Here is a 26,615-nt window from a genome sequence, read left to right as displayed (position 1 = left end):
AGGGTATGAGCCGCTCATGGCTACGATCGAACAGGAAGGGGCTCGCGCCGGCGGGCCGCGGACGGGGCTGACGCTGCGCCGCCGCGCCGCGCTGGTCGGTCGCCGCGTGTGGCGCGCCATCTCCGGGCGGGCTGCCTCGAGCCTGACCCGGCGCATCGTCGTCCTGAATCTCGCCGGCCTCGTCGCCCTCCTCGTCGGGTTCCTCTATCTCAACCAGTTCCGCGAGGGCCTGATCGAGGCTCGCGTGCAGAGCCTGCTGACGCAGGGTGAGATCATCGCCGGGGCCATTGCCGCCTCCGCCACGGTCGAGACCGACACGATCGCGATCGACCCGGACAAGCTCCTGCAGATGCAGGCGGGAGAGAGCGGTGCGATCGCCGAGGACCCGCTCGATTTCTCGATCAACCCTGAGAAGGTCGCGCCGCTGCTGCGTCGGCTGGTGACGCCGACCAAGACCCGCGCCCGCATCTACGACAAGGACGGGATGCTGACGCTCGATTCGCGCAACCTCTATTCGCGCGGCGATATCTTGCGGCTCGATCTGCCGCGCATCGGCGAGAGCGACGAGCCGCCGCTGCTCGAGCGCACCTGGAACCTGTTCCGCAACCGGCTCGGCCGCGCCGATGTGCCGGCCTATGACGATTTCGCCAACGCCAACGGCCGATCCTACACGGAGGTCGCCCGCGCCCTTGCCGGCTCGCCAGCCAGCGTGGTGCGGGTCAACACCCGTGGCGAGACGATCGTTTCGGTCGCCGTGCCGGTGCAGCGCTTCCGAGCCGTGCGTGGTGCGCTGCTGCTGTCGACGCAAGGCGGCGACATCGACACCGTCATCGCCTCCGAGCGCTATGCCATCTTCCAGGTCTTCGTGGTCGCGGCAGGGGTGATGATCGTGCTCTCGGTGCTGCTCGCCGGCACCATTGCCGAGCCGATCCGCAAGCTGGCCGATGCCGCCCAGCGCGTCCGCCGTGGCGTCAAGTCGCGCGAGGAGGTCCCGGACTTCTCGAGCCGCCATGACGAGATCGGCCATCTCTCCGGCTCGTTCCGCGAGATGACCCAGGCCCTGTACAATCGGATGGAGGCGATCGAGCGCTTCGCTGCCGACGTCGCCCATGAGCTCAAGAACCCGCTGACCTCGCTGCGCAGTGCCGTCGAAACCTTGCCGTTGGCGAAGAACGACGACTCGCGCAGCCGCCTGCTCGCGGTGATCCGCCACGACGTGAAACGCCTCGATCGGTTGATCACCGACATCTCGGAGGCGTCGCGCCTCGATGCCGAGCTCGCACGCGACGATGCTGCTCCGCTGGACGTGGCCCAGCTCGTCGAAGCGGTGGTCTCGGTCCAGAACGAGATTCGCCGGGAAGGCCAGCCAGCCGTCGAACTCTCGGTCGATCGGCGCGGCCAACGGCCCGGCAGCGATCTTTTCCGGGTGCTTGGCCACGATTCCCGCCTCGGCCAGGTCTTCGTCAACCTGATCGAGAACGCCCGTTCCTTTTCGCCGGCGGACAAGCCGGTCAGGGTCAAGCTATCGCGCGTCGCCGGCGATGTGCTGATCGCGGTCGAGGACGACGGTCCAGGCATTCCACCACATGCGCTGGAACGGATTTTCGAGCGCTTCTATACCGACCGGCCGGAAAGCGGCTTTGGCCAGAATTCCGGCCTCGGCCTCTCGATCTCGCGTCAGATCGTCGAAGCCCATCGCGGCATGATCCGGGCCGAGAACCGCTACGCCTCCGAGCAGTCGGAGGGCGAGGACAAGCGGTTGGGCGCGCGCTTCGTCGTGCATCTGCCGGTGGCGGCGCAGCCGGTATGAGCGCCGCTCCCCCACTTCGCCTGCATGCTGGCGCCGTCGTCGTCGGCGAGGCCGGTATCCTGATCCGCGGCGCCTCTGGCACCGGCAAGTCGAGCCTGGCCTTGGCGCTGATCGGCCAAGCCCAGCTCCAGGGCCGCTTCGCCAGGCTGGTCGCCGATGACCGCACCGAAATCACCGTCCGCGCCGGCCGCGTCATCGCCGGGCCGGTATCGCCGCTCGAAGGGCTGGTCGAGCGGCGCGGCCTTGGCCTGACCCCGGAACCGCATCTCGCCGCTGCGGTGGTCCGGCTTGTGATCGATTGCGGCACCGAGCCGGAGCGCATGCCGGAGCCGGAGGCGCTGGTCGAGACCATCGCTGGCGTCGCCCTGCCGCGGCTCTTCCTGCTTCCGAGGGCGGGCGACGAACGTCTAGTGCTCGCGGCGCTTGCGCTCTTTGCCGGAGCGGAGTGAATTGGTTTCGAGGAGTTCGAGACAAGCCTTGCCTATCTTTCGCACCTGCCGCATAAACCGCGACCTTGTCCGGGCGCCGTTGGCGCTCTCCGGTGGTACTGAATGATCGGACTCGTGCTTGTCACGCATGGGCACTTGGCGACGGAATTCCGCGCCGCGCTCGAACATGTCGTCGGCCCTCAGGCCAATCTCGCCACCATCGCCATCGCCCCCGATGACGATATGGAGGGCCGCCGACGCGACATCATCGCGGCGGTGGAGCAGGTCGAGAACGGCAAGGGCGTCATCGTCCTGACCGACATGTTCGGCGGTACGCCCTCTAACCTCGCCATCTCCGTGATGGAGCCGGGCCGGATCGACGTCGTCGCCGGCGTCAACCTGCCGATGCTGATCAAGCTCGCCAGCGTGCGTGAGGAGAAGACCCTCGACGAAGCTGTCAGCAGCGCGCAGGATGCCGGCCGCAAGTACATCACGGTCGCCAGCCGCGTACTGGCGGGCAAATGAGGTCCGGCGTGCAGGACATGCGCGAAGAAGACGTCCGCGACGAGGATTGCGATTGCTCCGAGGTCGAGGTTCCGGCCGGCGCCGTCTATGGCGAGTTCCAGATCATCAACAAGAAGGGCCTGCACGCCCGCGCCACGGCCAAATTCGTGCAATGCGCCAGCCAGTTCGACGCCGACATCACCGTCAGCCGCTGCGGCGAGACGGTCGGCGCCACCTCGATCATGGGCATCCTGACGCTAGGGGCCGGTATCGGCTCGACCATCACTGTGGTTGCCAAGGGGCCGGAGGCGAAGGACGCGCTGCAGGCGCTCGGCGCGCTCGTCGCCGACAGGTTCGGCGAGGGCGAGTAAGTGTCGATCCTACGCCAAGACTGGCGGAGGACTCACATCGACCGGCTCGCACCGGCCTCAGAATTCTTCAGTGTAACCATTGCGCCGTATCGTTCGAGACAGCCGCATCAGCGGGCATGTTTTTGAACGACGGGGCTTCCGATGATCGAGCCGGAAAGACGCTTCAGCTATACAAACCATGCCAATTCTATGCTGGTGGAGCGTGACATCCGGCGCGAGTGGGTCGAGCGGACAATTCTCAGTCCTGATGCAATCGAAACCGATCCGAAACACCTCGATCGGACAAGGGCATACAAAGCCTTGCCTGAGCGCGACGGAAGAGTTCTGCGTGTGGTATATGTCCAGTCAGGTCAGACATGTCGCGTGATCACGCTCTTCCTCGACCGGAGCCGCAGACGATGAAGACCCACTACGATGCTGAGGCTGACGCCCTTTATCTCCGCTTTGCCGATACCCCGGTGAGCGAGAGCGAGGAAGTGCGCCCCGGCATCGTCTTCGACTTTGACGCTGACGGCAAAATTGTCGCGGTGGAAATCCTGGACGCCACCGAGCATCTCGCAAATGGCGCGGATTTGACGAAGCTGGCGGCAGCCTGAGTCCACAATCGCAGAATCAAGCCGCAGCGCAGCATGGCTGCGTCATGGGCGCTCCAATCCGATCTCGGAGCGGATATAAAGACATCTTTATATCTTTGATTGCCTTCTGGCGGGCACCCTGCTAGAGAGCCGCCGTCATTCAAAGCACGATCGATTGGAGCGCCCCCGTGTCGAAGCAGGATTACGTCGTCAAGGACATCAGCCTCGCGGATTACGGCCGCAAGGAAATCAACATGGCCCAGGACGAGATGCCGGGCCTGATGGCGATCCGCGCCGAGCACAAGGGCAAGAACCCACTCAAGGGCGCCCGCATCGCCGGCTGCCTGCACATGACCATCCAGACCGCCGTGCTGATCGAGACGCTGACCGAGCTCGGCGCCGATGTGCGCTGGTCCTCCTGCAACATCTTCTCGACCCAGGATCACGCCGCCGCCGCGATCGCCGCTTCCGGCGTGCCGGTCTTCGCCATCAAGGGCGAGACGCTGGAGGAGTACTGGGAATACGTGCTGCGCACCGCAACCTGGGGTGACGGCGGCACGCCGAACATGATCCTCGACGATGGCGGCGACCTGACCATGCTGGTCATCCTCGGCGCCGAGGCCGAGGCTGGCAACGCCGCTTTCCTCGACAAGCCGGGCAATGAGGAAGAGACGATCTTCTTCAAGCTGATCAAGCGCGAGCTCAAGGCCAATCCGGGCTGGTTCACCAAGACCCGGGCCGCGATCAAGGGCGTCTCCGAAGAGACCACCACCGGCGTGCATCGCCTCTACGATCTCGCCAAGGCCGGCCGCCTGCCCTTCCCGGCGATCAACGTCAACGACTCCGTCACCAAGTCGAAGTTCGATAATCTCTATGGCTGCCGCGAGTCGCTGGTCGACGCCATCCGCCGCGGCACCGACGTGATGATGTCGGGCAAGGTCGCGCTCGTCGCCGGCTATGGCGACGTCGGCAAGGGTTCGGCCGCTTCGCTGCGCCAGGCCGGCTGCCGCGTCATGGTCACCGAAATCGATCCGATCTGCGCGCTGCAGGCGGCGATGGAGGGCTACGAGGTCGTCACCATGGAGGACGCCGCTCCGCGCGCCGACATCTTCGTGACCGCCACCGGCAATCTCGACGTCATCACCGTCGACCATATGCGCGCGATGAAGCACCGCGCCATCGTCTGCAATATCGGCCATTTCGACTCGGAGATTCAGGTCGCCGGCCTGAAGAACTTCAAGTGGGACAACGTCAAGCCGCAGGTCGACGAGGTCGAGTTCCCCGACGGCAAGCGCATCATCCTGCTCTCGGAAGGCCGCCTGGTGAACCTCGGCAACGCCACCGGTCACCCGTCCTTCGTGATGTCCTGCTCGTTCTCGAACCAGACGCTGGCCCAGGTCGAACTCTGGAACCACCACAGCAAGTACGAGAACAAGGTCTACACCTTGCCGAAGCATCTCGACGAGAAGGTCGCGGCGCTGCATCTCGCCAAGGTCGGCGCCAAGCTGACCGTGCTGAACGATGCGCAGGCGAAGTATCTCGGCCTGGCGCCGACCGGCCCGTTCAAGCCGGAACTCTATCGCTACTGATCATTCTGGTCGGCAGCGGCCGGCCGAGTGACGCCGTACCGCATGGAGCCTGCCTTCGGGCGGCGGCTGCAATGATGAGAAAGCCCGGCCTCGTGCCGGGCTTTGTCGTATTCGAGGCACAATAGGGCACGTCTGGCACTACTAATAGACGTCGAATGTTGGGTGGCCTCTACTTGTTGTTTGCCGCCAGAATGCGTCGGCCGCGGCTGTCGCCATTCGGCCTTTACTATCGATTAAGCACTTCCTGACGGAGTCCTGCGGTGATTACAGTGGCACTGATTCGGGCTGTCGGCAGGCTTCGCACGCGGCGTCCGGTTTCGTGCAGCGGTGGCTTTGCGCAGGTTGCGGGCGTGGATCCTTCAAGGGGAGCCATGGCGGGCGGCCATGCCGACGGCACCTCGCCAATTGCGGCCACAGGCTGGCCTGGGACAGGACGGACGCAGGAATGAGACGGGTAAGGCAGGTCGGACAGGAGATGAACGGAGCGGTCCGCTTTCTCCTGCCTGGTCTTGCCGGCGTGGCGCCGGTCCCCGCCTTCGCTCAGGTCGAGGCCATCCTGCCCGTGCGGGCCGAGTGGTTCAACGCCGGCGGCCTCTCGCTGATCTTCGTCGGGCTCGTCGTCTTCGCCACGACCACCTCGGTTCTTTATGTCCGTGAACGCTCGCGCTGGACCCGGCGGGAAGGCGAGCTCGCTGCAGGCCTGGAGGCGACGCGTGGCCATCAGGAGCGCCTCAGCGCTCTGCTCGCGGCGGATCGGCAGGTCGTGCTGAGCTGGAACGGACCGAAGGCGAGCCCGGTGGTCGAGGGCGATAGCGGCTTTCTCGGCATTGGCGGTTCTGCGCCGGCGCTGGCCTATGGCACCTGGGCTCCGCCGGCCGACGCAAAGCGACTCGAACTCGCGACGGAAGCTCTCAAGGAACATGGCGAAGCCTTCGCCTTCACCTTTAAGGCCAAGACCGGACGCTATGTCGACGCCGAGGGCCGGCCCGTGGTTGGCCGCGCCGTGATCCGGCTGCGCGAAGTCGATGGTGAGCGCGCCCGGGCGCTGGCGCTGGAGGATGAACTCGGCAAGCTCGCCAGTGACCATGCCGCGCTGACGAGCTTGCTCGCGGGCGTGCCGCAGCCGGTCTGGACGCGCGCCACCGATGGTCGCCTGACCTGGGTCAACGGGGCTTATGCCCGGGCCGTCGAGGCTGCAGATGGTCAGCAGGTGGTCAAGGCCGGGCTTGAACTCTTCGATCGCAGCGAGCGCGAGGCGGCCACGAAGGCCCGCAAGGATGGCCGCGTCTTCCAGCTGCGCGCACCCGTCGTCATGGCTGGCCAGCGCCGGATCGTCGATATCCTGGAAACACCGACGCCCTCGGGCTATGCCGGCATCGCTACCGATATGAGCGAGCTGGAGGCGGTCCGCGCTGATCTGCAGCGTCAGATGGATGCGCATGTGCGCACCCTCGACCGGCTGAAGACCGGTGTCGCCGTCTTCGATGCCTCGCAGCGCCTGGTCTATCGCAATAGCGGCTACGAGGCGCTCTGGTCGCTCGACCCCGGCTTCCTCGACAGTGCGCCGGGCGACGGCGAGATCCTCGATCGCCTGCGCACCGAGCGCCGCCTGCCCGAGCTTGGCGACTACCGCACCTGGAAGGCCTCAGTGCACGCCGCCTACACCGCGACACGCGCCAGCGAGGATTGGTGGTACCTGCCCGACGGGCGCACCGTCCATGTCGTTGCCAGCCCGAATCCCCAGGGCGGCGTCACCTATCTCTTCGATGACGAGACCGAGCGCTTCACGCTGGAATCGCGCTTCAATGCGCTCTCGCGCACCCAGCGCGAGACGCTCGATTCATTGCGTGAAGGCGTTGCCGTGTTCGGCTCGGATGGCCGCCTCAAGCTCTCCAACCCGGCCTTCGCCCAGCTCTGGAAGCTCCCGCCCGAGCGCGCCGCGTCTGCGCCGCATATCGACGAGGTCGTGACCTTATGCCGCCCGCTCTTCCCGGACGATGCCGTCTGGACCGAGATCCGCAGCGCGGTCGCCGGCGTGCGCGATGCGCGCGAGGATTATCGCTGCCATATGGAGCGTCGCGATGGCATGGTGCTCGACTGTACCGCCGCGCCGCTGCCTGATGGCGCAACGCTGATCACCTTCGCCGACGTCACGGCCGGCGTGAATGTCGAACGGGCGCTGACCGAGCGCAACGACGCCTTGGAGCGCGCCTCGCGGCTGCGCGAAGAGTTTGTCCATCACGTCTCCTACGAATTGCGCTCGCCGCTGACCAACATTATCGGCTTCGCGCAATTGCTCGGCGAGGAGACGGTCGGCCCGCTGAACGACAAGCAGCGTGACTATTCCGGCCATATCGTCCGCTCCTCTGGCGCGCTGCTCGCCATCATCAACGACATTCTCGACCTCGCCTCGATCGACAATGGTGCGCTTGCGCTCGATCTCGAGGAGGTCGACGTCGCCGAGAGCATCGCCCAGGCTGCGACTGGCCTGCAGGACCGCCTCACCGACAGCAAGCTCAGGCTCCAGGTCGACATCGCCCCGCAGACCGGTCCGCTCCGTGCCGATCCCAAGCGCCTGCGCCAGATCCTGTTCAACCTGCTTTCGAACGCGATCGGCTTCTCCCAGCCCGGCCAGACAATCCGCGTCAGCGCCGGCCGGATCGGCGGCGAGATCCGAATCACCGTCGCCGACGAGGGCCGCGGCATCCCGGACGAGGTCAAGGAGAAGGTGTTCGACCGTTTCGAGAGCCATTCGCTTGGCTCGCGCCATCGCGGCGTCGGGCTCGGCCTGTCGATGGTGCGCTCGATCGTCGAATTGCATGGCGGCCGCGTCGAGCTCGACTCCGCCCTCGGCCAGGGCACCCGTGTCACCGCGGTCTTTCCGCCTGAAGGCATGCGCATCTCGGACGCGGCGGAATGAGCGACGAAGCCGCGCGGACGGGCAGCCATGTCGTCGTCCTGTCGACCGAGGCCGCGACGGTGCGGCTGGCGCAGGACATCGCCGATATTCTCAAGACCGGTGACATCGTCGCGCTTTCAGGCCATCTCGGTGCCGGCAAGTCGCTATTGGCCCGCGCCATGCTGCGCCGCCTCACCGACGATCCCGCACTGGAAGCGCCGAGCCCGACCTTTACCCTGGTGCAGAGCTATGACAGCCCGCGCGGGCTCCTGCTGCACGCCGATCTCTACCGCGTCCGCAATCCCGACGAGCTCGACGATATCGGCTTGGTCGAGGATCTCGATCTCGCGATTACTATCGTCGAATGGCCGGACCGGGCCGGCACGCGTCTGCCGGCCGGCCGGCGGCTCGACATCGTGCTCGATGTCGACCCTGAGAACCCCGAGCAGGGCAGGATCGCGACGCTCTCCGGCGGGGTGCTCTGGCGCCAGCGGCTGTCGCTCGCGATCGGCGCGCGACAGCTGATCGACGAGGCCGGCTGGAGCGAGGCGCGGCGCGAATTCATGCTCGGTGACGCCTCGAGCCGTGCCTATGAGCGCCTGATCAGGCCCTCGGGCGAGACCGCGATCCTGATGATCTCGCCGCCACGGGCCGACGGGCCGGCGATCCGCCAGGGCAAGCCCTACAGCGCCATCGCCCATCTCGCCGAATCCGTCGATGCTTTCGTCGCCATGGACAAGGGTTTGCGTTCGCTCGGCCTCTCCGCGCCGGCGATCCTGGCGCAGGACCTCGTTACCGGCCTTCTGATCATCGAGGACCTTGGCTCCGAGCCGGTGGTCAATGAGGACGGGCCGATCCCCGAGCGTTACGAGGCCGCGGCCCGCCTGCTCGCCGAGCTGCACCGGCACGCTCTGCCAACGATTCTTCCGGTCGCCGAAGGGCGCGACCACGTCCTGCCGGACTATGACCGCGAGGCGCTCGCCATCGAGACCGAGCTGGTGCTCGACTGGTATGCCCCGCATATCGCTGGCGTCACCTTGCCGGCGGTGACGCGGGCGGAGTTCAGCCGCATCTGGGACAAGCTGTTCGACGAGCTCTTCGAGACGCCGGCGACCTGGACGCTGCGCGACTATCACTCGCCGAACCTGCTCTGGCTGGCGGATCGTGTCGGTCATGCAAGGCTCGGCCTGATCGATTTCCAGGACGCGGTGCTCGGCCATCCCGGCTATGACCTCGTCGCGCTCGGGCAGGATGCCCGGGTCGACGTGCCGGCAGCGCTGGAATTGCGTCTGCTTGCAGCCTATGCCGGAGCACGGCGCGGCACCGATCCGAGCTTCGACCTGCCGGGCTTTGCCCGCGCCTATGCGATCCTCGGCGCGCAGCGCAACACCAAGATCGCCGGCATCTTCGCCAGGCTCGACCGGCGCGACGGCAAGCCGGGCTATCTCAAGCACCTGCCCCGGATTGAAGCCTATCTGCGCCGCAATCTCGAACATCCGGCGCTGGCCGAGCTGAAAGCCTGGTACGAGACCTACCTGCCCAAGCTCTATGCGGATCAGCCGAAGCCGGAAGCGAAGGCCGACCCCGCGGAGCAGGATCGGCCCGAGCAGGATGAGGGCTGAGCCGGGCGCTTCTCAGCCCGGCGCGGCGCCTTGCGTGCCGAGATAGACCGCGTAGAGCGACTGGCTCGCGGCCATGAACAGCCGGTTGCGCTTCGGCCCGCCGAAGCAGACGTTTCCGCACACTTCCGGCAGGCGGATGCGGCCGATCAGCTTGCCGTCCGGGCTGAAGCAGAGCACGCCATTGTAGCCGACGGCGCGGCCGGCATTGGATGAGGCCCAGAGATTGCCCTGCACGTCGCAGCGCAACCCGTCCGGCCCGCATTTCACCCCGTCGACCATGCAGTCCGAGAACAGCTTGCCGTTCGAGAGCTTGTTGTCGGCACCGACATCGAAGACATGGATGTCGCCCTTGCCGCCGGGACCGGTGTCGCCCGGGCCCTTGCCGGTCGAGGCGACGTAGAGCTTCTTGAAGTCGGGCGAGAAGCACAGGCCGTTCGGGTCGGGCACCTGTTGTTCGGTGACGACGAGATCGACGCGGCCGCTCGGATCGATGCGGTAGCAATTCGTCGGCAATTCGCGCTTGTAAGAGCCGATCTCGGGCGGCTGGCCGAGGCGAGGGTTGAGCTTGCCGCTCGCATTGCTCGGCCCGCCTGCCGCATCGGGCGCGCCTTCATAGAGTTGGCCGCCATAGGGCGGGTCGGTGAACCAGTAGCTGCCGTCGGGATGCTGAACGACGTCGTTGGGCGAGTTCAGCCGCTTGCCGTCAAACTTGTCGGCGAGGATCGTCACCGAGCCGTCGAGCTCGTAGCGGACGACGCGGCGGTTCAGATGCTCGCAGGAGAGTTGCCGGCCCTGGAAGTCGAAGCTGTTGCCATTGCTGTTGCCCGAGGGCGTACGGAAGACACTGACGCGGCCATCATCCTCAAGCCAGCGCATCTGCCGGTTGTTCGGGATGTCGCTCCAGACGAGGTAGCGCCCCTGCGCGTTCCAGGCTGGCCCTTCCGCCCAGAGCGCGCCGGTCCAGAGCCGCTGGATCGGCGCATTGGGCTGGGCCAGGCCCTCGAAGGCCGGATCGACGGCGATGACGTCAGGGTCCCAGAAATAGGTGGTGGGCGCGCCGCCACGGCTGAAATCGCGTGGCGGGCTGGTGATCGTGCTCGGCGGCCCGGGGCGGGCGGCCGGGGCCTGCGCCAAGGCCGTGTCGGCGGCGGCTGCAAGCGCGCCCGCTCCAGCGACCTGCAACAAGCGGCGGCGCGACAGCGCCGTGCGCGTTTCGTCGATCTTGCTCTGCTGCATCTTGACCTCCCTGAGCCGGACTGTCCCGTCCTTGCGGGTGACATCGGGGGCGCCGATTGCGGCGGTGACGTGGCGGAAGGTGGCTGCTTCGTCATGGCGAGCCTTGCTCCAGCAGGGCTTCTCATCAACTTAAATCGGTTTAATGATACCGAGTCCGGAGATCGTTGCCGCGATCTGTCCTCAGGCCGCCAGATCGGCGACGAGCGCGTCGAGCAGCAGGGCGCCTTCCGGCGTCGCGGCGAGGCGGCCATTCGGCGTGCGGATGAGGAAGCCCTCGCCGATCAGGCTGCCGATCCGGTTTCCGTTGAGCTTTCGGCCAGCGAGTCCCTCGAAGACGTCGAGATCGATGCCTTCAACCAGTCTGAGACCCATCAGCAGGTATTCGTCGCCCTGCGCCTCGGCCGAGAGACGCTCGTTCTCGACCAGTGCGTCAGTGCCGGCCTCGATCCGATCCAGCCAGGTTTCGGGGCGCTTCTCGGTCGATTGGGCAAAGCGACCATCGGTGGTCACCAGCCGGCCATGGGCGCCGGGGCCGACGCCGGCATATTCGCCATAGTGCCAGTAGACCAGGTTGTGCCGGCACTCGGCGCCCGGCCGGGCATGGTTCGAGATCTCGTAGACCGGCAAGCCATGCTTGGCGGTGATCTCCTGCGTCAGCTCGTAGAGCGCGGCGCCGGCATCGGGCTCGGGAATGGCGAGCTTGCCGGCCTTGTAGAGCTGCTCGAAGGCGGTGCCGGGCTCGATGGTGAGCTGGTAGAGCGAGAGATGCTCGGCGGCATGGCTGATCGCGAGTTCGAGCTCTGCCTGCCAGAGCGCCGGCGTCTGGTTCGGGGAGCGGGCATAGATCAGGTCGAAGGAGTAGCGCTCGAAATAGCGCCGCGCGATCGCGACCGCGTCGAGCGCTTCCTGCGCCGAATGCATCCGGCCGAGTGCTTTCAGGTCGGTATCGTTCAGCGCCTGGACGCCGAGCGAGACGCGGTTGACGCCCGCCGCCCGGAAATCGCGGAAGCGCCCGGCCTCGACGCTGGTCGGATTGGCCTCTAGCGACACCTCGCAGTCCGAGGCGATGGCCCAGTGCTCGCCGATCGCATCGAGGATCGCGCCGACTGTGGCGCCCTCCATCAGCGAGGGCGTGCCGCCGCCGAAGAAGATCGAGTTGACCGTGCGACCCGGCGCGAGTTCGGCGCGCTGGGCGATCTCGCGGCGGAAGGCGGCGATGTAGCGCGCCTGGTCCGGCGGCTGATGCCGGACATGGGAGTTGAAGTCGCAATAGGGGCATTTGGCCAGGCAGAACGGCCAGTGCACATAGACGGCGAAGCCGGCATCCGCGGTCGGGTGTGCCGGCACGCCGGGTTGCCGCGCCAAGGCGGCTGCGGACGTCAAGCGGGCGTCCTCAGGCAGGCGGCGGCCAGGACATGGAAGGCGCGGGCCCGGTGCGACAGGCCGGGCGAGCCGTCCTGCGGAATGCCGTGCTTTTCCTCCGCCGTCATCTCGCCGAAGGTCTTGGCATGGCCGGCCGGCTGGAAGATCGGGTCGTAGCCGAAGCCGGAAAGCCCGCGCGGTGAGTTGACGATCTCGCCGAAGACGCGGCCCTCGAACAGCTCCTGATGTCCGTCCGGCCAGGCGATCACCAGCGCCGAGACGAAATGCGCCTTGCGCTGCTCGGGTGTGGTCGCGCCGCGCTTGGCCAGTTCCACCTGGACGCGGGCCAGTGCCGGGGCGAAATCCTTGCCCGGCCCGGCCCAATTGGCCGAGAACAGGCCGGGCGCGCCGTCGAGCGCATCGATGCAGACGCCGGAATCGTCGGCCAGCGCCGGCAGGCCGGAGGCTTCCGCTGCCGCGACCGCCTTGATCGCGGCGTTCTCGGCGAACATGTGGCCGTTCTCCTCGGGCTCGGGCAGGCCAAGCTCGCCGGCCGAGACCAGCTCGACTCCATAGGGCGCCAGAAGCTCGCGCATCTCGCGCAATTTGCCCTGGTTGTGGGTCGCGATCACAACCTTGCCGGTGAGGAGGCGTTGTTCGGTCATCGGATTGGTTTCAGTGATCTGAGGGCGAGGAGGGGGAATCGTGCGAGGTCAGGGGCTGGTTACCGTCGCCGTCATCGTAGCGGCCGGAGGGCGGCGCGAGGCGAGATCGTTTCCGGCCCGGCCAGGTTTCGGCCCGGAAGGCGAAGATAATCACTCCGCCGACCAAGAGAAGACCGATGAGCACGCCCAGGACGACGGTCAGCCAATCCATCGCACCCCCCAGTCTAGGAAACCGTAGCCTTCTGCAGGGCGACCAGTTTGCCGATGCCGCCCTTGGCGAGCTTGAGCAGCGCCATCAGCTCTTCCTCGCTGAAGGGAGCGCCTTCGGCCGTGCCCTGTACCTCGACGAGGCCGCCTGAGCCGGTGATGACGAAATTCGCATCGGTCTGCGCGCCGGAATCCTCGACATAGTCGAGGTCGATCACGGGATTGCCGGCGACGATGCCGCAGGAGACCGCTGCGACATGGTCCTTCAGCGGGTTGGCGCCTTTCAGCATGCCACGGCCTTCCATCCATTTCAGCGCATCGTGCAGCGCGACCCAGGCGCCGGTGATCGAGGCGGTGCGGGTGCCGCCATCGGCCTGCAGCACGTCGCAGTCGACGACGATCTGGCGCTCGCCGATCGCGGTCAGGTCGACCACGGCGCGAAGCGAGCGTCCGACGAGACGCTGGATCTCCTGCGTCCGCCCCGACGGCTTGCCCGAAGTGACCTCACGGCGGGTGCGCTCATGCGTGGCGCGCGGCAGCATCGAATATTCGGCGGTGACCCAGCCCTTGCCGGTGCCGCGCAGCCAGGGCGGCCCCTTTTCCTCGACGGTCGCGGCACAGAGCACCTTGGTCTCGCCGAAGGTGACCATGCACGACCCTTCCGCGTAGCGGACCACGCCACGTTCCAGCGTGACCTTGCGCATCTCGTCGGCTGCGCGCTTCGAGGGTCTCATCGTGCCATCCTGTCTTCTGAATTCGCGGCTTGTAGGCGTTTAACCGGAGAGCGGCAAGGCGAGCCGGTCATGAGGGCTTGATCCTGCCGCCCGCGCCGGGGACAATGGGCCATGGTCACGAGGCTGTTCACGAGGCGATGAGCGCCCATACCCGCCCGGATTCGCCCGGCGGCCTGGTCGAGATCGACCAGCGCTCGCGCGAAATCTTTCGCCAGATCGTCGACGGTTACCTCACCACCGGCGAGCCGGTAGGCTCGCGCAACATCGCCCGCCTGCTGCCGATCGCGCTGTCGCCGGCGACGGTGCGCAACGTCATGACCGATCTGGAGATGGCCGGGCTGATCTATGCGCCGCACACCTCGGCCGGGCGTCTGCCAACCGAGCGGGGCCTGCGCTTCTTCGTCGACGGCATGATGGAGGTCGGCAACCTCACCTCGGACGAGCGGGCCCGCATCGAGGCGCAGATCAGGGCGGCCGCCAGCAACCGCTCGCTCGATCAGACGCTGACCGAGGCTTCGGCGCTGCTGTCGGGGCTGTCGCGCGGCGCCGGCGTCGTCGTCACCACCAAGGCCAATGCAAGGCTGCGCCATATCGAGTTCGTCCGGCTCGATGCTGGCCGCGCGCTCGTCGTCCTCGTCGCCGATGACGGTACGGTCGAGAACCGCATCCTGGCGCTGCCGCCGGGACTGCCGGCTTCGGCGCTGGTCGAGGCCGGCAATTTCCTCAATGCCCGCATCGTCGGCAAGACGCTGGACGAGCTGCGGCGTGAGATCGCCGACAGCCGCACGCAGATGGAGCGCGAGCTCGACGAACTGACCGCCCGGCTGGTCGAGACGGGCATCGCCACGAGCTCCGGTCCCTCCAGCGACCGGCACCTGATCGTGCGCGGCCAGGCCAATCTGCTCGAGGATCTGAAGGCGCAGGAGGATCTCGAGCGCATCCGCCTGCTCTTCGCCGATCTGGAGACGCAGACCGAATTGATCGACCTGCTCTCGCGCGCCGAGGCCGGCGACGGGGTGCGTATCTTCATCGGCTCGGAGAACAACCTGTTCTCGATGTCGGGCTCGTCGATCATCGCGGCGCCCTTCCGCGATGTCGGCCAGCGCATCGTCGGCGTCGTCGGCATCATCGGCCCGACGCGCTTGAACTATGCCCGGATCGTGCCGATGGTCGACTATACCGCCAAGGTGGTCGGGCGTCTGCTCGACAGCGGGCGATGAGGCGGCTGCTGCGCGCTGCCGCGATCCTGGCGGGAGTGTTGCTGATGGCGGGGACAAGCGAGGCCCAGACCGGGCTGCTCGACGCGGCCGGTCGTGGCGATCTTGCGGCGGTGAACGGCCTGATCACAGCCGGCGCCGATCTCGAAGCGCTCGACGGCCAGAGGCAGACGCCGCTCCTGCTCGCCGTCGCCGGCAACCATGTCGCTATCGCCAAGGCGTTGCTCGCCGCGGGAGCGAGCCCCAACGCCCAGGCCGCGAACCAGGACACGCCCTGGCTGCTCGCCGGCGCCAGTGGCCGCACCGAGATCATCGCGGCGATGCTGCCGCTCAAGCCCGACCTGTCGCTGCGCAACCGCTATGGCGGCAATGCGCTGATTCCGGCCTGCGAGCGCGCCCATGTCGAGACCGCCAAGCTGCTCCTGACCAGTGGCATCGACGTGAACCACATCAACAATCTCGGCTGGACCTGTCTTCTGGAGATCGTGATCCTCGGCGATGGCGGCCCGCGCCATCGAGAGGTGGCGAGGCTCGTGCTCGACGCCGGCGCCAATCCCAACCTTGCCGACCGCGATGGCGTCACTCCGCTTGCGCATGCCAAAAAGCGCGGCCAGAGCGAGGTCGCCAAACTGATCACGGCCGCGGGCGGGCGCTGAGACCAGCCTACTCCAGCCAATCGGTGGCGAAGCGCTCGCTGGCGTGGATGTCGATCGATTCCAGCACCTCCGGCCCGAGGCTGCGGAACTTGTGCGGCACGCCGGCCGGCACGACCAGGATTTCTCCCGGCCCGGCCTCGATCTCCTGATCGCCTATCGTGTAGAGCGCCCGACCGGCACGCACGATGAAGGTCTCGGGATAGGGGTGGCTGTGCAGCCTTGGCCCCTTGCCCGGCTCGGCCCGAACGAAGATCAGCGAGACCTCACCGCCGAAGCCCTGCACCTCGCCATGCCATTCGCCGGGGGTCTCGGACCAGTCCTCACGGCGAATGGCACGGGGCTCTGCGCTCGTGTCAGCCATCTCAGCCACGCGTCGCGATCGCCGCCGCGGCGCCCGCCATCACCCCGCCGGTGACGCGGTTGATCCGGCGCAGGGTGCGCGGGCTTGCCACCAGCCGGCGTGCCCGGTCGGCGGCAAAGGCATAGCCGAGCAGGGTGGTGTTGATAATCAGCATGGTCAGCACCGCGACCTCGACGAAGGCGAGCGGCGTCAGTGCGTGCAGGTCGACGACGAGCGGCAGGATCGAGACGAAGAACACCATCACCTTGGGGTTGCCGAGCGTCAGCGCGATGCCGCCGAGGAAGAGGCGGATGCCCTCGCCGCGCATCGCCGGCTGGTCTTCGAGGCTCTTCACCGGCGCGGTCCAGAGCTTCCAGGCGAGATAGATGAGATAGGCGCAGCCGGCGTATTTGATTGCCAGGAACAGGCCGTGGAAGCTCTGCATCAGCACGGACAGGCCGAGCGCCGAGAAGGCCAGCCAGACGAGGTCGCCGGCCGCGATGCCGAGCACGAAGGGCACCGCCCGCCGGAAGCCGGTCGACAGCGAACGCGCCACGATCGCGGCGATGCCGGGCCCGGGCGAGGCGACGGCGAGAAAATAGACACCGGCGAAAACCAGAAGTCCGGCGAGATCCATCGGCGCTCATCCCTGATGATTGACGTTCTTCACGCCATGCTAGCAGCAAGCAAGCCCAGCGTCCCATCGGCATGCGTGATGAGGTCGATCAGCCGGGCTGACCGATCATGGGCGACCGCCGCTGTCAGGATACGGCACGAACCTCGCCCGGCGTGACCAGGAAGCGCTGCGCCCCATCAGGAAGATCGCCGAACAGAGCCGGGTCGGCGCCGGTCATCCAGACCTGGCAGCCGAGCTCGGCCAGCGCCGCATAGAGCGCCGCGCGCCGGCGCGGATCGAGATGGGCGGCGACCTCGTCGAGCAGGACGAGCGGCGGCAGGTCGCTCATCGTCGCGACGAGGCGGGCATGAGCGAGCACGAGCCCGATCAGCAGCGCTTTCTGCTCACCGGTCGAGCCTTGTCCGGCGGGGATGTCCTTGGCGGCATGGCGCACGGCGAGATCGGAGGCCTGCGGTCCGGTGAGCGTGCGGCCGGCCGCCTTGTCACGCGGGCGCATCCCGGCCAGCAAGTCGCGATAGCGATCCTCGGCATCGAGCGCCGGCAGGCTCGCAACCAGCGCGTCGATCTCCCCCTCAAGCGCGATATCAGCCTGCGGGAAGGGCGAGGCGTCATCGTGGTTCTGGGCGATGATGGCGGAGAGCCGCGCCACGGTCTCGGCCCGGGCGGCAGCGACGGCGACGCCGAGTTCGGCGATCTCGCGCTCGACGGCGTCGAGCCAGCGCTGCTGGTGCGGGCTTTCCTCGAGGATACGGTTGCGCGAGCGCAGCGCCTTTTCGAGCGCGTTCGAGCGAGTGCCATGGCCGGGATCGACCGCGAGTACCAGCCGGTCGAGGAAGCGGCGGCGCTCGCCGGCCGAGCCACGGAACAGCCCGTCGAGATCGGGCGTCAGCCAGACCAGGCGGAGATAATCGCTGAAGGCGAGCGCCGAGCCGGCCGAGACGCCGTCGATGCGGGCGATCCGGGCCCGGCGCCCTTCGGCATCCGGCGGCTCCAGTCCGATCCCGAGTCTCGCCCCGTCATCGGCGAGCGCGATCGAGACGGCAAAGCCGCCATCGCCGGGCTGGCGCGCCATATCCGAGAGATCGGAGCGTCGGAGGCCGCGGCCGGGGGCGAACAGCGAGAGCGCTTCGAGCAGGTTTGTCTTGCCGGCGCCGTTCTCGCCGCACAGCGCAACGAGCCGGCCCTCGATCGCGAGATCGAGGGCCGGATAGGAGCGGAAATTCTGCAAAGTGAGGTGGGCGACCGCGGTCAAGAAGCGCTCGCGGGCTTAGATCACGTCGCATTTTGACGATTCCGTCAAAATGCGAAAACCGTGATCGATTCTAAAAGGTTAGAGCATTGCTCTTGCGAAAAACCGGTTCCCACTTTTTCGCGCAATGCTCTAAACCCGCATCGGCATCAGCACATAGAGGGCCGAAGCGCCTTCGCGGTCCTGGATCACCGTCGGCGAGCCCGGATCGGCGAGCTTGAGCAAAGCGGTGTCGCCGTCGAGCTGGGCGGCGATATCCATCAGGTAGCGCGCGTTGAAGCCGATATCGAGCGGGCCGGCATCGTAGTCGACCTCGATCTCCTCGGTTGCCGAACCGGAATCGGGATTGGTCACCGAGAGCGTCATGCGGCCATCGGCCATGGAGAGCTTCACGGCGCGGCCGCGCTCGGACGAGATCGTCGAGACGCGATCGACGGAGGCCGCGAAATCGCCCCGGTCGACGGTGAGCAGCTTGTCGTTGCCGGATGGGATGACGCGCTGATAGTCCGGGAAGGTGCCGTCGATCAGCTTCGAGGTCAGCACGACCTCGGCCGTGGCGACCCGGATCTTCGTGGCCGAGAGCTCGATCTGGACCTCGCTCTCGCCATCCTCGAGCAGCTTCTGGATCTCGGACACCGCCTTGCGCGGCACGATCACGCCCGGCATGCCGAGCGAGCCCTGCGGGGCGGGAGTGTCGACGCGGGCGAGGCGATGGCCGTCGGTCGCGACCGCGCGCAGGACGGGGCGCCCGTCGACGTCGATGGCGTGTAGATAGATGCCGTTGAGATAATAGCGCGTCTCCTCGGTCGAGATCGCGAACTGGGTCTTGTCGATCAGGCGCTTGAATTCGCCGGCCGGCAGCACGAAGCGATGCGCCATCTCGCCGGCGGTGATGTCCGGGAAGTCGCTCTCCGGCAAGGTCTGCAGGGTAAAGCGCGAGCGGCCCGAGCGCAGCAGCATCTGGCCGGTTTCGCCGGTGGTCTCGAGCGAGACCTGGGAGCCGTCCGGCAGCTTGCGCACGATGTCGTAGAGCGTGTGGGCAGGCACCGTCGTCGCGCCGGGCTCGATCACGTCGGCCGGCACGGTCTCGACGACCTCGATGTCAAGGTCGGTCGCCTTCAGCTTCAGCCCATCCTCGCTGCCGCGCAGCAGCAGGTTGGACAGGATCGGGATCGTGTTGCGCCGCTCGACCACACGATGGACATGCCCGAGCGACTTCAGGAGCGTGGAGCGTTCGACCGTAACCTTCATGGGCGTCTTCTGGCGTGCTGGCGCCCGCGCGGCAAGGCGCGCGGGCGAGAGAATGGCCCGCGACATTGCCGGAGGGCCGGTTCCCGCGCAAGGGCGGGAATGCCTGCAATCACAGCTAACACGAGAGACAGGCTCACTCCTGCAGCATGCGCTTCAGCAGGTCGACCTCGTCGTGCAACAGCCGGTCCTCGACGATCGCCTTCTCGATCTTGCGCACGGCGTGCAGCACGGTGGTGTGGTCGCGCCCGCCGAAGCGGCGGCCGATCTCGGGCAGGGAACGCGGCGTCAGCGCCTTGGCGAGATACATCGCGATCTGGCGCGGCTTGACCACCGCTGCGGTGCGTCGCTCCGACAGGATATCGGCGCGGCTGACATTGTAGCGGGTCGCGACCAGCTTCTGGATGTCCTCGATCTTGACCCGGCGCGGCTCGCGCGTCCGCACCAGGTCGCGGATCGCCGCCTCGGCGGTTTCCATCGTCACCGTCGCGCCCGTGAGCGTCGCATGCGCCAGGATGCGGTTGGCGGCGCCGTCGAGGTCGCGGCCATTGGTGGCGACCGCCCGGGCGACATAGGCGATCACATCCGGGTTGACGAGGAAGCTCGGATGGGCGGCCTTCAGCCCGTCGAGGCGGATCGTCAGGATCTTGACCCGCAGCGCTTCGTCGAGCTCGCCGATCTCGACGACGAGCCCACCTGCGAGCCGCGAGCGGATGCGCTCATCGAGCGCCTCCAGATCGGTAGGCAGCCGGTCGGCGGCGACGACGATCTGCTTGCCGGCGTCGATCAGCGCATTGATCGTGTGGCCGAACTCCTGCTGGATCGAGCGGCCCTGGATGAACTGGACGTCATCGACGATCAGGAGGTCGATGCCGCGCAGCTTCTCCTTGAAGGCGAGCGCCGTCTGCGACTTCAGCGCCGCGACGAAGCCGTACATGAAGCGATCGGCGGTGAAATAGGCGACGCGCTTGCCGTGTTGGCGTGCATCCTGGGCGATAGCCTGGATCAGATGGGTTTTGCCGAGGCCGACGCCGGCATGGAGGTAGAGCGGGTTGTAAGGCGTCGAGCCGGCAGGCGCTGCCGAGATCCGTTCGGCCGCGGCGAAGGCGAGCGCGTTCGACTTGCCGACGACGAAGCTCTGGAAGGTCATGCGCCGGTCGAGCAGCGTGCCGTTGGCGTCCATGGCATCGCGTTCGCCGGGCTGATGGGTCGCCGAGGCGGGAGCAATCTCTGCGACGGGAGCTGTGGCACGGGGTTGAGCCATGCGTGCGCTCTGTGCCGGGGTGTCCCGGCAGGGCTCGGAGCTATCCCGCGACACCTGGCGCACCGCGAGGGCGATCCCGTTGGGAGCGTCGAGCTCTGCCACGCAATGCGTCCGCAGACGCTCGGCATAGTGCGCTTCGAGCCAGCTCTTCAGGAAGCGGGTCGGGACGGTGAGATGGGCGACGCCGTCGACGATCGCACCAATCTCGACGCGGGCGAACCAGCTGGAGAAAACGTCTTCGCCGAGCTCGGCACGCAGGCGTCGGCGGACCCTATCCCAGCGATCCTTGATCCCGGCAGCACCCCTCGGCTCGCTCAGGACAAGTCCCGTCAGCACTGTGGTGGTGGTTGCGTCGGTCAAGTTGCCAGTCTCCATCCGCTCGAACATTCCAATTGCCCCGTTTCAGTGCCCTGCACTTGACCACCCCGTTCTGGGGTTGGCTGTGCAATATTTTCGGTTTTAGAAAAAATGTCGCTCTCCTCGTCGGCGAAAAAACGCCGCGAAGCGAGGTCATCCCAACGCTTTTTCCGGGTAGTGCCGCGCGCTCTGAAAGTTCAGTTGCGGCTGCGCTTGATTTCAAAACGTTTAAATCTTTGAGACATAGAAACTCATTCTTCCAACCCCGCCTGGTTGTAAGCAGAAACCATCAACAATTCTTAGGAGAGCCGGTCAAACATCGCTGTCCGCCCGGCGATGAAAAGACCTTACAGGGCGGCCTCGAACGGGGGCAATATCCCCCTCAGCCGGCTTCACGGATTGAGGGCTAATGGCCCCCTCCCTGACCTATCGGTAAGTGCCTCGCAATCAGTTGGGGAAGTTAAGCTTTTCTTTACCGGGAGAGTCTCGCGCCGGCTCCGAATCTTTTTTTTTGAAGGGGGTGGTCTACCCCTTCCGGGGGAGGGTGATTCCTCGGGGCGAATTGCTTTGCCCACTAAGGTCATGAAAAATATGGAGGAATTTTGTGCGATCAAAACCTTAAAACAATGCGGTTTCCGACCTCTAAAACCAACCCGAAGTCAAGCTGGTAAAGCAGTGGAAAGATTGCGGAATCCGCGTTGACAGCGGGTGTTGCGCCGCAGCATCGAAGCCCGCCTCAGGCGGTAGGCCGGCAAACAAAAAACCCGGCCTTTCGGCCGGGTTGTAAACGCCATGGAATCCGTTCTGCTGAACGGTGATCAGGAAGCGAGCGCGCTCACGCGGTGAGCCAGACGCGAAACCTTGCGCGAAGCGGTGTTCTTGTGAACCACGCCCTTCTGCGCGGCCCTCATGAGTTCCGGCTGAGCGGCCTTCAGCGCAGCTGCGGCGGCGGTCTTGTCACCGGAGGCGATCGCCTCCTCGACCTTGCGCAGATAGGTGCGCATGCGGCTGCGGCGCGCCTTGTTCACTTCGGTGCGCCGCACGATCTTGCGCGCGGCCTTCTTGGCCGAAGTCGTGTTGGCCATGGTCTGTCCTCGTCCTCATCGTGGTGAGCGCCTGGCTATCGCCGGCTGGCACGACCACGAACCTTCAGTTGAAAATGCGAGCGACGGTCCTGCCGGAGCAAGACCGCCGCGAGGCCCGACCCTATAGTTCCTGCCGCGCGTGGCGTCAACGGTGGAATCGCCGCCGCTTTCAACCCGCCTTGCGGCGGACCGCCACGGCCTCGATCTCGATGAGATAGCCATGGTGCAGTTCCGGCACCGGAACGACGGCGCGCGCCGGTCGATGCGGCCCGAAGGCCTCGGCATAGATCGCATTGAACTGCGGCCAGTGCGCGGCGCCGACCAGATAGGCGGTAACCTTCAGCACGTCGGCCGGGCCACAGCCGGCGGCGGCGAGCACGGCAAGGAGATTGTCGAGAGCCTGCCGCGCCTGCACGGCGAAAGGCTCGTCGGCGGTGTGGCTGCCGTCGGGGCGCGGCGCGAGCTGGCCCGAGACGAAGACCAGGTCCTTATAGGCCACGGCTTGCGAGTAATGTCCCGCCGGCGCCGGAACCTGCGGCGAGAGGATCGTCTCGATTTCGCTCATGCGCCTTCGCCGATGAAGCGCGCGAAGCTGGCGAGATCGACATTGCCGCCGCTGAGGATGACGCCGACGCGCTTGCCCTCGACCGGAACCGCCCCGGTGAAGGCAGCCGCGGCGGCAAGGCATCCGGTCGGCTCGACCACGAGCTTCATCCGCTCGGCGAAGAAGCGCATCGTCGCGACAAGCGCCGCATCCGGCACGGTGACGATGTCCTCGACGAGGTCGCGGATGATCGGGAAGGTGTAGTCGCCGAGAAAGGCGGTCTGGGCGCCGTCGGCGATGGTCTTGGGCACGTCGATCTTGACGATCTCGCCCTTGCGCAGCGATTGCTGGCCATCATTGCCGGCTTCGGGCTCGACGCCGTAGACCTTGCAGCCAGGGTTGAGCGCCCGCGCGGCGAGCAGAGCGCCGGCCAGGAGACCGCCGCCGCCGAGGCAGACCAGGAGGACGTCGAGCTCGCCCGCTTCCTCGATCAGCTCCTTTGTCGCCGTGCCCTGGCCGGCGATCACCTCGGGATGGTCGTAGGGCGGGATCAGCGTCAGGCCGCGTTCGGCCGCCAGCCGGTCGCCGAGCTCGAGCCGATCCTGACTATAGCGATCATAGGTCACGATCTCGGCGCCGTAGCCCTTGGTCGCCGCGACCTTCGCCGCGGGGGCATCGAGAGGCATGATGATCGTCGCCGGCGCACCGAGCAGCTTGCTGGCATAGGCGATCGCCTGGGCATGGTTGCCGGAGGAATAGGTCAGCACGCCGGCCTTGCGCTGTTCGGGGCTGAGTGCTGCGATGGCGTTGTAGCCGCCGCGGAACTTGAAGGCGCCCATGCGCTGCAGGTTCTCGGCCTTGAAGACGAGATTGGCGCCGATGCGCTCATTGGCCGTGCGCGAGGTCAATGCCGGCGTGCGGTGCGCCACGCCGGCGATGCGCTTCGCCGCCGCCTCGACATCGGCATAGGTCGGCAGTGCGATGCCGTCGGTGAGGGAGCGGGCTGCGGCGGTCATGGCAAATCCTGCGTACTCTTAAGAGTGAGCAGCCATGGTCCAGCAGCGCCGTCGGCCTTTCAAGTGAAAGAAATTGGCCCCGGCCATGCGTGGCGCTGATCGGCCGGGGTCTCCCGTCTCAGCGGTTCTTGAATTCCGGCTTCCGCTTCTCGATGAAGGCGGCCATGCCTTCTTTCTGGTCGTGCGTGCCGAACAGCGCCGAGAAGACGCGGCGCTCAAAGCGCAGGCCTTCGGCCAGCGTCGTCTCGAAGGCGCGATTGATCGATTCCTTGGCTGACAGCAGCGAGGGCAGCGACTTCGAGGCAATCTGCTCGGCCGCCTTCAGCGTCTCGGTCATCAACTCGGCGAGCGGGACGATACGGGCAACCAGCCCGGCGCGCTCGGCTTCGTTCACGTCCATGAAGCGGCCGGTGAGGCAAAGGTCCATCGCCTTGGCCTTGCCGATCGCATGGGTCAGGCGCTGGGTACCGCCCGCGCCGGGGATGACGGCGAGATTGATCTCGGGCTGGCCGAACTTGGCGTTGTCGGCGGCGATGATGAAATCGGCCATCATGGCGAGCTCGCAGCCGCCGCCGAGCGCAAAGCCCGCGACCGCGGCGATGATGGGCTTGCGGCGCTGGCCGATCCGGTCCCAGTCGGCGAACTTGTCGTCGAGATAGGTGCCGGGATAGCTGCGCTCCTGCATCTGTTTGATGTCGGCGCCGGCGGCGAAGGCCTTCTCCGAGCCGGTCATGACGATGCAGCCGATGCCGTCGTCGCGCTCAAAGCCGTCGAGCGCCGCGTTGATGTCGGCGATCAGCTGGACGTTCAGCGCGTTCAGGGCCTGCGGCCGGTTCAGCGTGATGACGCCGACCTTGCCCTTCACCTCGACGAGAATGGTCTCATAAGCCATGGCGGCCTCCCGGATGCGCTGTATCTCGGCCACGAATAGCGACGCCTAGGGCCGCGGTCCATGCGCGCGGGCGCACGGCGCGATGCGAGCCTGGGCGCAAGCAGCTCGACTCAGTGCTCTAGATCGGCGGGCCGTCCTGCGATTCGACGTGGAATCCCTTCGACGTGACCAGCCAGGTGCCGTCGATCCGGTGCCAGGTCAGATGATCCACGAACACCATCGTATTGACCCTCAGCCGCACCTTCGTCATGGCCTGAGTCGTGGAAGCGAAGTCGATGAGCAGGATCTCGTCCTTGCGCGCGGAGTTCACCGATTTCGGCGATTGACGCTTGTCGAGAATGTCGCGGTAGGTCCGGGTGGGCCATGCCATCATCTTGCCGTCGCGAAAGCCGTGCAACTGGGCCGTTGGCGCGAACGTCTGCTCGAAGCGAGACGTGTCGCAGTCGTACATGAGGTCGAAGTATTTCAGGATCGCCTCGGTCAATTCCAGCACCGATGACCGGTCGACCGTTGGTTGGGCCGATGCCGCCTTCTCGGGGCGATCGTGCATTGCGGGCTCCTTGGTCATCACCGTCATCGCAAGCTCCCATTGTCAGGCCCACGGTCGGCGCAGGCGTCACGAAAAGCGTTCGAGCAGGTTCGACGGTAGAGAGCGCATCGTGATTTTGATATGCTATTGAAATCGATATCAGTAATAACGAACGAAAATGATGAAGCCTCCGCTCGATCTCGATTCCGTCCAGGCTTTCGTCCGCATCGCCGATCTCGGCAGCTTCACGCGGGCGGCCGAGTCGATGCGGACGACGCAGGCTGCCGTCAGCCTGAAGCTGAAGCGCCTCGAAGAGCGGCTGGATTGCCGGCTCGTCGAGCGGACGCCGCGGCATGTCGAGCTTTCGGCGCGTGGCGCGGCTTTCCTCGATCATGCCCGTGAGCTTCTGGAGGTGCACGATCGCGCGCTGTCCGCCTTCGTCCCGGCCCGGGAGCGCCTGACCATCGGCATCAGCGATCATGTTGCGGGGCCCGAGCTGCCGGCGCTGATCGCGCGCATGAATGCGCAGGACCCGCAGCTGGTGATCGAGATCCGGATCGGCACATCCAGCGAATTGCTCCAGAGCTTCGACAGGCGCGAGCTCGACACGGTGATTGTGCGGCTGCATGCCGGGCGCAGCGATGGCGAGCATCTTGCGGACGAGAAATTCGGCTGGTTCGCGGCGCCGGCCTGGCAGCATCGTCCGGGCGAGCCGTTGCCGGTCGCCACCATGGCCGAACCTTGCGGCGTGCGGGTGATGGCCGGGCAGCTCCTCGACGCGGCAGGCGTGCCCTGGACGGAAATCTTCGTCGGAGGCGGGGTTACCGCGGTTGTGGCTGCCGTCACCGCCGGGCTCGGCGTCGCGGCCCTGGCACCGCGCATGCTGCCCTTCGGCGCGGTCGATGTCGGGCCGAGGCTCGGGCTGCCCGATTTGCCGCGCCTGCCGATCCTGCTTCACACGCGGATCAGGGACGGGCGCCCGCGCGACGCGCTCGCCGCGCTTTCGGCGGCATTCAGGAGCGTGGTGCGAAGCTAACCGCGCCGTTGGTCCCCTGGGGCCATTTTGCGCGTTGATCAGGGATGGCGGCCGAAGAGGAGGTGCGCATGACCGGTAAAACTCGAATTGATACGGCCTCGCGCCTCGTCAAGGCCTCGCCCGGCGCGGTCTACAACGCCTTCGCCGATTCCGCCGCACTCAGCAAATGGCTGCCTCCCAAGGGGATGCGGGCGAAGATCGAGCGCTTCGAGCCGCATCCCGGTGGCAGCTACCGCATGGTCCTGACCTATGACGATCCGGCTGGTGCGCCCGGCAAGGCCAGTGCCGACAGCGATATCGTCGAGGGTCGCTTCGTCGCGCTGGTGCCGGGCGAGCGCATCGTCTGGGAAGTCGGCTTCGTCTCGGACGATCCCGCCCTCGCCGGCACGATGACGATGACCTGGCGCTTCAAAGAAGTCCGCGACGGGACCGAGGTGACGATCCTCTGCGAGAACGTACCGGCCGGCATCGCCAAGGAGGATCACGATGCCGGCCTGCGCTCGACGCTGGAGAACCTCGCACGCTTCATCGAAACGGCGTGAT

General features: G+C 66.6%; 28 protein-coding genes. 13 read left to right on the top strand and 15 right to left on the bottom strand.

From position 1 onward, the window contains the following. Window positions 1–16: 16 nt before the first annotated feature. From B6S44_RS28230 to tsaE, 9 genes are all read left to right on the top strand, one after another. Window positions 17–1,810 (top strand): sensor histidine kinase, encoded by a 1,794-nt coding sequence (locus tag B6S44_RS28230; RefSeq protein WP_129160297.1) that lies wholly within the window; start codon window positions 17–19, stop codon window positions 1,808–1,810. Further along, window positions 1,807–2,259 carry an HPr kinase/phosphorylase gene (locus B6S44_RS28225; protein ID WP_129160295.1) on the top strand — a complete coding sequence of 151 codons (453 nt, stop codon included), beginning with the start codon at window positions 1,807–1,809 and terminating at the stop codon, window positions 2,257–2,259. The genes B6S44_RS28230 and B6S44_RS28225 overlap by 4 nt, the downstream gene beginning before the upstream one ends. Before the next feature lie 102 nt (window positions 2,260–2,361). Beyond that, window positions 2,362–2,763: a PTS sugar transporter subunit IIA gene (locus B6S44_RS28220; RefSeq protein ID WP_129160293.1), complete on the top strand. Its 402-nt coding sequence runs from the start codon at window positions 2,362–2,364 to the stop codon at window positions 2,761–2,763. A 17-nt stretch (window positions 2,764–2,780) separates the two neighbouring features. Next, complete coding sequence (locus B6S44_RS28215) at window positions 2,781–3,113, top strand: HPr family phosphocarrier protein (RefSeq protein WP_129160291.1); 333 nt, start codon at window positions 2,781–2,783, stop codon at window positions 3,111–3,113. A 141-nt stretch (window positions 3,114–3,254) separates the two neighbouring features. Then, the gene (locus B6S44_RS28210) at window positions 3,255–3,515 is read left to right on the top strand and encodes a DUF4258 domain-containing protein (RefSeq protein ID WP_129160289.1); all 261 of its coding nucleotides are present in this window, start codon (window positions 3,255–3,257) and stop codon (window positions 3,513–3,515) included. After that, window positions 3,512–3,709, top strand: a complete 198-nt coding sequence (locus B6S44_RS28205; RefSeq protein WP_129160287.1) for a DUF2283 domain-containing protein — start codon at window positions 3,512–3,514, stop codon at window positions 3,707–3,709. The genes B6S44_RS28210 and B6S44_RS28205 overlap by 4 nt, the downstream gene beginning before the upstream one ends. 167 nt (window positions 3,710–3,876) lie before the next feature. Next, window positions 3,877–5,277, top strand: a complete 1,401-nt coding sequence (gene ahcY / locus B6S44_RS28200) for an adenosylhomocysteinase (RefSeq protein WP_129160286.1) — start codon at window positions 3,877–3,879, stop codon at window positions 5,275–5,277. Between the two features lie 475 nt (window positions 5,278–5,752). Next, window positions 5,753–8,197 (top strand): sensor histidine kinase, encoded by a 2,445-nt coding sequence (locus B6S44_RS28195; RefSeq protein WP_164985998.1) that lies wholly within the window; start codon window positions 5,753–5,755, stop codon window positions 8,195–8,197. Beyond that, the gene (gene tsaE, locus B6S44_RS28190; RefSeq protein ID WP_129160282.1) at window positions 8,194–9,798 is read left to right on the top strand and encodes a tRNA (adenosine(37)-N6)-threonylcarbamoyltransferase complex ATPase subunit type 1 TsaE; all 1,605 of its coding nucleotides are present in this window, start codon (window positions 8,194–8,196) and stop codon (window positions 9,796–9,798) included. Before B6S44_RS28195 ends, tsaE begins: the two co-directional genes overlap by 4 nt. 12 nt (window positions 9,799–9,810) lie before the next feature. On the opposite strand, the gene B6S44_RS28185 is transcribed toward tsaE, so the two are convergent. The 5 genes from B6S44_RS28185 to rph form a co-directional block, all read right to left on the bottom strand. After that, window positions 9,811–11,034 (bottom strand): SMP-30/gluconolactonase/LRE family protein, encoded by a 1,224-nt coding sequence (locus B6S44_RS28185; RefSeq protein ID WP_129160280.1) that lies wholly within the window; start codon window positions 11,032–11,034, stop codon window positions 9,811–9,813. A gap of 180 nt (window positions 11,035–11,214) precedes the next feature. After that, window positions 11,215–12,417 carry a radical SAM family heme chaperone HemW gene (hemW, locus tag B6S44_RS28180; RefSeq protein WP_248309807.1) on the bottom strand — a complete coding sequence of 401 codons (1,203 nt, stop codon included), beginning with the start codon at window positions 12,415–12,417 and terminating at the stop codon, window positions 11,215–11,217. Further along, window positions 12,414–13,061: an RdgB/HAM1 family non-canonical purine NTP pyrophosphatase gene (gene rdgB, locus B6S44_RS28175; RefSeq protein ID WP_129160278.1), complete on the bottom strand. Its 648-nt coding sequence runs from the start codon at window positions 13,059–13,061 to the stop codon at window positions 12,414–12,416. Before rdgB ends, hemW begins: the two co-directional genes overlap by 4 nt. A gap of 10 nt (window positions 13,062–13,071) precedes the next feature. Continuing rightward, a complete protein-coding gene (locus B6S44_RS28170) occupies window positions 13,072–13,272 on the bottom strand; it encodes a hypothetical protein (protein ID WP_129160276.1) in 201 nt (66 codons plus the stop codon). A gap of 13 nt (window positions 13,273–13,285) precedes the next feature. Then, window positions 13,286–14,002, bottom strand: a complete 717-nt coding sequence (gene rph, locus B6S44_RS28165) for a ribonuclease PH (RefSeq protein ID WP_129160274.1) — start codon at window positions 14,000–14,002, stop codon at window positions 13,286–13,288. Between the two features lie 137 nt (window positions 14,003–14,139). Between rph and hrcA the strand changes: the two genes are divergently transcribed. Continuing rightward, window positions 14,140–15,222, top strand: a complete 1,083-nt coding sequence (hrcA, locus tag B6S44_RS28160) for a heat-inducible transcriptional repressor HrcA (RefSeq protein ID WP_129160272.1) — start codon at window positions 14,140–14,142, stop codon at window positions 15,220–15,222. Next, on the top strand, window positions 15,219–15,875 hold the full coding sequence (locus B6S44_RS28155) for an ankyrin repeat domain-containing protein (protein ID WP_129160270.1): 657 nt from the start codon (window positions 15,219–15,221) through the stop codon (window positions 15,873–15,875). The genes hrcA and B6S44_RS28155 overlap by 4 nt, the downstream gene beginning before the upstream one ends. Window positions 15,876–15,882: 7 nt before the next feature. Here the strand turns inward: B6S44_RS28155 and B6S44_RS28150 are convergent, their stop codons facing one another. The 10 genes from B6S44_RS28150 to B6S44_RS28105 all read right to left on the bottom strand — a co-directional run bounded on the left by B6S44_RS28150 (window position 15,883) and on the right by B6S44_RS28105 (window position 25,084). Continuing rightward, window positions 15,883–16,236: a cupin domain-containing protein gene (locus B6S44_RS28150; protein WP_129160268.1), complete on the bottom strand. Its 354-nt coding sequence runs from the start codon at window positions 16,234–16,236 to the stop codon at window positions 15,883–15,885. A 1-nt stretch (window position 16,237) separates the two neighbouring features. Further along, entirely contained in the window at window positions 16,238–16,852 is a 615-nt protein-coding gene (locus B6S44_RS28145; RefSeq protein WP_129160266.1) for a LysE family translocator, read from the bottom strand. A gap of 124 nt (window positions 16,853–16,976) precedes the next feature. After that, a complete protein-coding gene (gene recF, locus B6S44_RS28140) occupies window positions 16,977–18,104 on the bottom strand; it encodes a DNA replication/repair protein RecF (protein ID WP_129160264.1) in 1,128 nt (375 codons plus the stop codon). A 129-nt stretch (window positions 18,105–18,233) separates the two neighbouring features. Then, a complete protein-coding gene (gene dnaN / locus B6S44_RS28135; RefSeq protein WP_129160262.1) occupies window positions 18,234–19,352 on the bottom strand; it encodes a DNA polymerase III subunit beta in 1,119 nt (372 codons plus the stop codon). Between the two features lie 133 nt (window positions 19,353–19,485). Further along, window positions 19,486–20,988, bottom strand: a complete 1,503-nt coding sequence (gene dnaA, locus B6S44_RS28130) for a chromosomal replication initiator protein DnaA (RefSeq protein ID WP_465246145.1) — start codon at window positions 20,986–20,988, stop codon at window positions 19,486–19,488. A gap of 800 nt (window positions 20,989–21,788) precedes the next feature. Beyond that, window positions 21,789–22,055, bottom strand: coding sequence for a 30S ribosomal protein S20 (gene rpsT / locus B6S44_RS28125; protein ID WP_129160258.1), 267 nt, complete (start codon window positions 22,053–22,055; stop codon window positions 21,789–21,791). Between the two features lie 169 nt (window positions 22,056–22,224). Then, complete coding sequence (locus B6S44_RS28120; RefSeq protein WP_129160256.1) at window positions 22,225–22,620, bottom strand: RidA family protein; 396 nt, start codon at window positions 22,618–22,620, stop codon at window positions 22,225–22,227. Next, entirely contained in the window at window positions 22,617–23,615 is a 999-nt protein-coding gene (locus tag B6S44_RS28115) for a threo-3-hydroxy-L-aspartate ammonia-lyase (RefSeq protein ID WP_129160254.1), read from the bottom strand. Before B6S44_RS28115 ends, B6S44_RS28120 begins: the two co-directional genes overlap by 4 nt. Window positions 23,616–23,733: 118 nt before the next feature. Continuing rightward, window positions 23,734–24,507: an enoyl-CoA hydratase gene (locus tag B6S44_RS28110; RefSeq protein WP_129160251.1), complete on the bottom strand. Its 774-nt coding sequence runs from the start codon at window positions 24,505–24,507 to the stop codon at window positions 23,734–23,736. A gap of 118 nt (window positions 24,508–24,625) precedes the next feature. Next, window positions 24,626–25,084 (bottom strand): nuclear transport factor 2 family protein, encoded by a 459-nt coding sequence (locus tag B6S44_RS28105; RefSeq protein ID WP_248309806.1) that lies wholly within the window; start codon window positions 25,082–25,084, stop codon window positions 24,626–24,628. Between the two features lie 130 nt (window positions 25,085–25,214). Here B6S44_RS28105 and B6S44_RS28100 point away from each other — a divergent pair, with 130 nt between their 5' ends. Beyond that, complete coding sequence (locus tag B6S44_RS28100) at window positions 25,215–26,072, top strand: LysR family transcriptional regulator (protein ID WP_129160249.1); 858 nt, start codon at window positions 25,215–25,217, stop codon at window positions 26,070–26,072. A gap of 68 nt (window positions 26,073–26,140) precedes the next feature. Then, window positions 26,141–26,614 (top strand): SRPBCC family protein, encoded by a 474-nt coding sequence (locus B6S44_RS28095; RefSeq protein ID WP_129160247.1) that lies wholly within the window; start codon window positions 26,141–26,143, stop codon window positions 26,612–26,614. Window position 26,615: the final 1 nt, after the last annotated feature.

Origin of the sequence: Allobosea sp. Tri-44 (assembly GCF_004123845.1) — a bacterium.
Classification (GTDB): domain Bacteria; phylum Pseudomonadota; class Alphaproteobacteria; order Rhizobiales; family Beijerinckiaceae; genus Allobosea.
Note: the sequence above shows the minus strand (reverse complement) of the source record. Positions and strands in the feature narration are given on the sequence as shown.

What these genes read in the sequence shown, in the direction of transcription:
- B6S44_RS28150 (WP_129160268.1), bottom strand. Translation starts at nt 16,236, where the DNA reads ATGGCTGACACGAGCGCAGAGCCCCGTGCCATTCGCCGTGAGGACTGG.
- B6S44_RS28205 (WP_129160287.1), top strand. Translation starts at nt 3,512, where the DNA reads ATGAAGACCCACTACGATGCTGAGGCTGACGCCCTTTATCTCCGCTTT.
- B6S44_RS28110 (WP_129160251.1), bottom strand. Translation starts at nt 24,507, where the DNA reads ATGGCTTATGAGACCATTCTCGTCGAGGTGAAGGGCAAGGTCGGCGTC.
- dnaN (WP_129160262.1), bottom strand. Translation starts at nt 19,352, where the DNA reads ATGAAGGTTACGGTCGAACGCTCCACGCTCCTGAAGTCGCTCGGGCAT.
- B6S44_RS28105 (WP_248309806.1), bottom strand. Translation starts at nt 25,084, where the DNA reads ATGACGGTGATGACCAAGGAGCCCGCAATGCACGATCGCCCCGAGAAG.
- B6S44_RS28145 (WP_129160266.1), bottom strand. Translation starts at nt 16,852, where the DNA reads ATGGATCTCGCCGGACTTCTGGTTTTCGCCGGTGTCTATTTTCTCGCC.
- dnaA (WP_465246145.1), bottom strand. Translation starts at nt 20,988, where the DNA reads ATGGAGACTGGCAACTTGACCGACGCAACCACCACCACAGTGCTGACG.
- B6S44_RS28115 (WP_129160254.1), bottom strand. Translation starts at nt 23,615, where the DNA reads ATGACCGCCGCAGCCCGCTCCCTCACCGACGGCATCGCACTGCCGACC.
- rdgB (WP_129160278.1), bottom strand. Translation starts at nt 13,061, where the DNA reads ATGACCGAACAACGCCTCCTCACCGGCAAGGTTGTGATCGCGACCCAC.
- B6S44_RS28230 (WP_129160297.1), top strand. Translation starts at nt 17, where the DNA reads ATGGCTACGATCGAACAGGAAGGGGCTCGCGCCGGCGGGCCGCGGACG.
- B6S44_RS28220 (WP_129160293.1), top strand. Translation starts at nt 2,362, where the DNA reads ATGATCGGACTCGTGCTTGTCACGCATGGGCACTTGGCGACGGAATTC.
- hrcA (WP_129160272.1), top strand. Translation starts at nt 14,140, where the DNA reads ATGAGCGCCCATACCCGCCCGGATTCGCCCGGCGGCCTGGTCGAGATC.
- B6S44_RS28225 (WP_129160295.1), top strand. Translation starts at nt 1,807, where the DNA reads ATGAGCGCCGCTCCCCCACTTCGCCTGCATGCTGGCGCCGTCGTCGTC.
- B6S44_RS28170 (WP_129160276.1), bottom strand. Translation starts at nt 13,272, where the DNA reads ATGGATTGGCTGACCGTCGTCCTGGGCGTGCTCATCGGTCTTCTCTTG.
- B6S44_RS28155 (WP_129160270.1), top strand. Translation starts at nt 15,219, where the DNA reads ATGAGGCGGCTGCTGCGCGCTGCCGCGATCCTGGCGGGAGTGTTGCTG.
- B6S44_RS28095 (WP_129160247.1), top strand. Translation starts at nt 26,141, where the DNA reads ATGACCGGTAAAACTCGAATTGATACGGCCTCGCGCCTCGTCAAGGCC.
- B6S44_RS28215 (WP_129160291.1), top strand. Translation starts at nt 2,781, where the DNA reads ATGCGCGAAGAAGACGTCCGCGACGAGGATTGCGATTGCTCCGAGGTC.
- B6S44_RS28185 (WP_129160280.1), bottom strand. Translation starts at nt 11,034, where the DNA reads ATGCAGCAGAGCAAGATCGACGAAACGCGCACGGCGCTGTCGCGCCGC.
- rpsT (WP_129160258.1), bottom strand. Translation starts at nt 22,055, where the DNA reads ATGGCCAACACGACTTCGGCCAAGAAGGCCGCGCGCAAGATCGTGCGG.
- B6S44_RS28120 (WP_129160256.1), bottom strand. Translation starts at nt 22,620, where the DNA reads ATGAGCGAAATCGAGACGATCCTCTCGCCGCAGGTTCCGGCGCCGGCG.
- B6S44_RS28195 (WP_164985998.1), top strand. Translation starts at nt 5,753, where the DNA reads ATGAACGGAGCGGTCCGCTTTCTCCTGCCTGGTCTTGCCGGCGTGGCG.
- B6S44_RS28210 (WP_129160289.1), top strand. Translation starts at nt 3,255, where the DNA reads ATGATCGAGCCGGAAAGACGCTTCAGCTATACAAACCATGCCAATTCT.
- rph (WP_129160274.1), bottom strand. Translation starts at nt 14,002, where the DNA reads ATGAGACCCTCGAAGCGCGCAGCCGACGAGATGCGCAAGGTCACGCTG.
- B6S44_RS28100 (WP_129160249.1), top strand. Translation starts at nt 25,215, where the DNA reads ATGATGAAGCCTCCGCTCGATCTCGATTCCGTCCAGGCTTTCGTCCGC.
- tsaE (WP_129160282.1), top strand. Translation starts at nt 8,194, where the DNA reads ATGAGCGACGAAGCCGCGCGGACGGGCAGCCATGTCGTCGTCCTGTCG.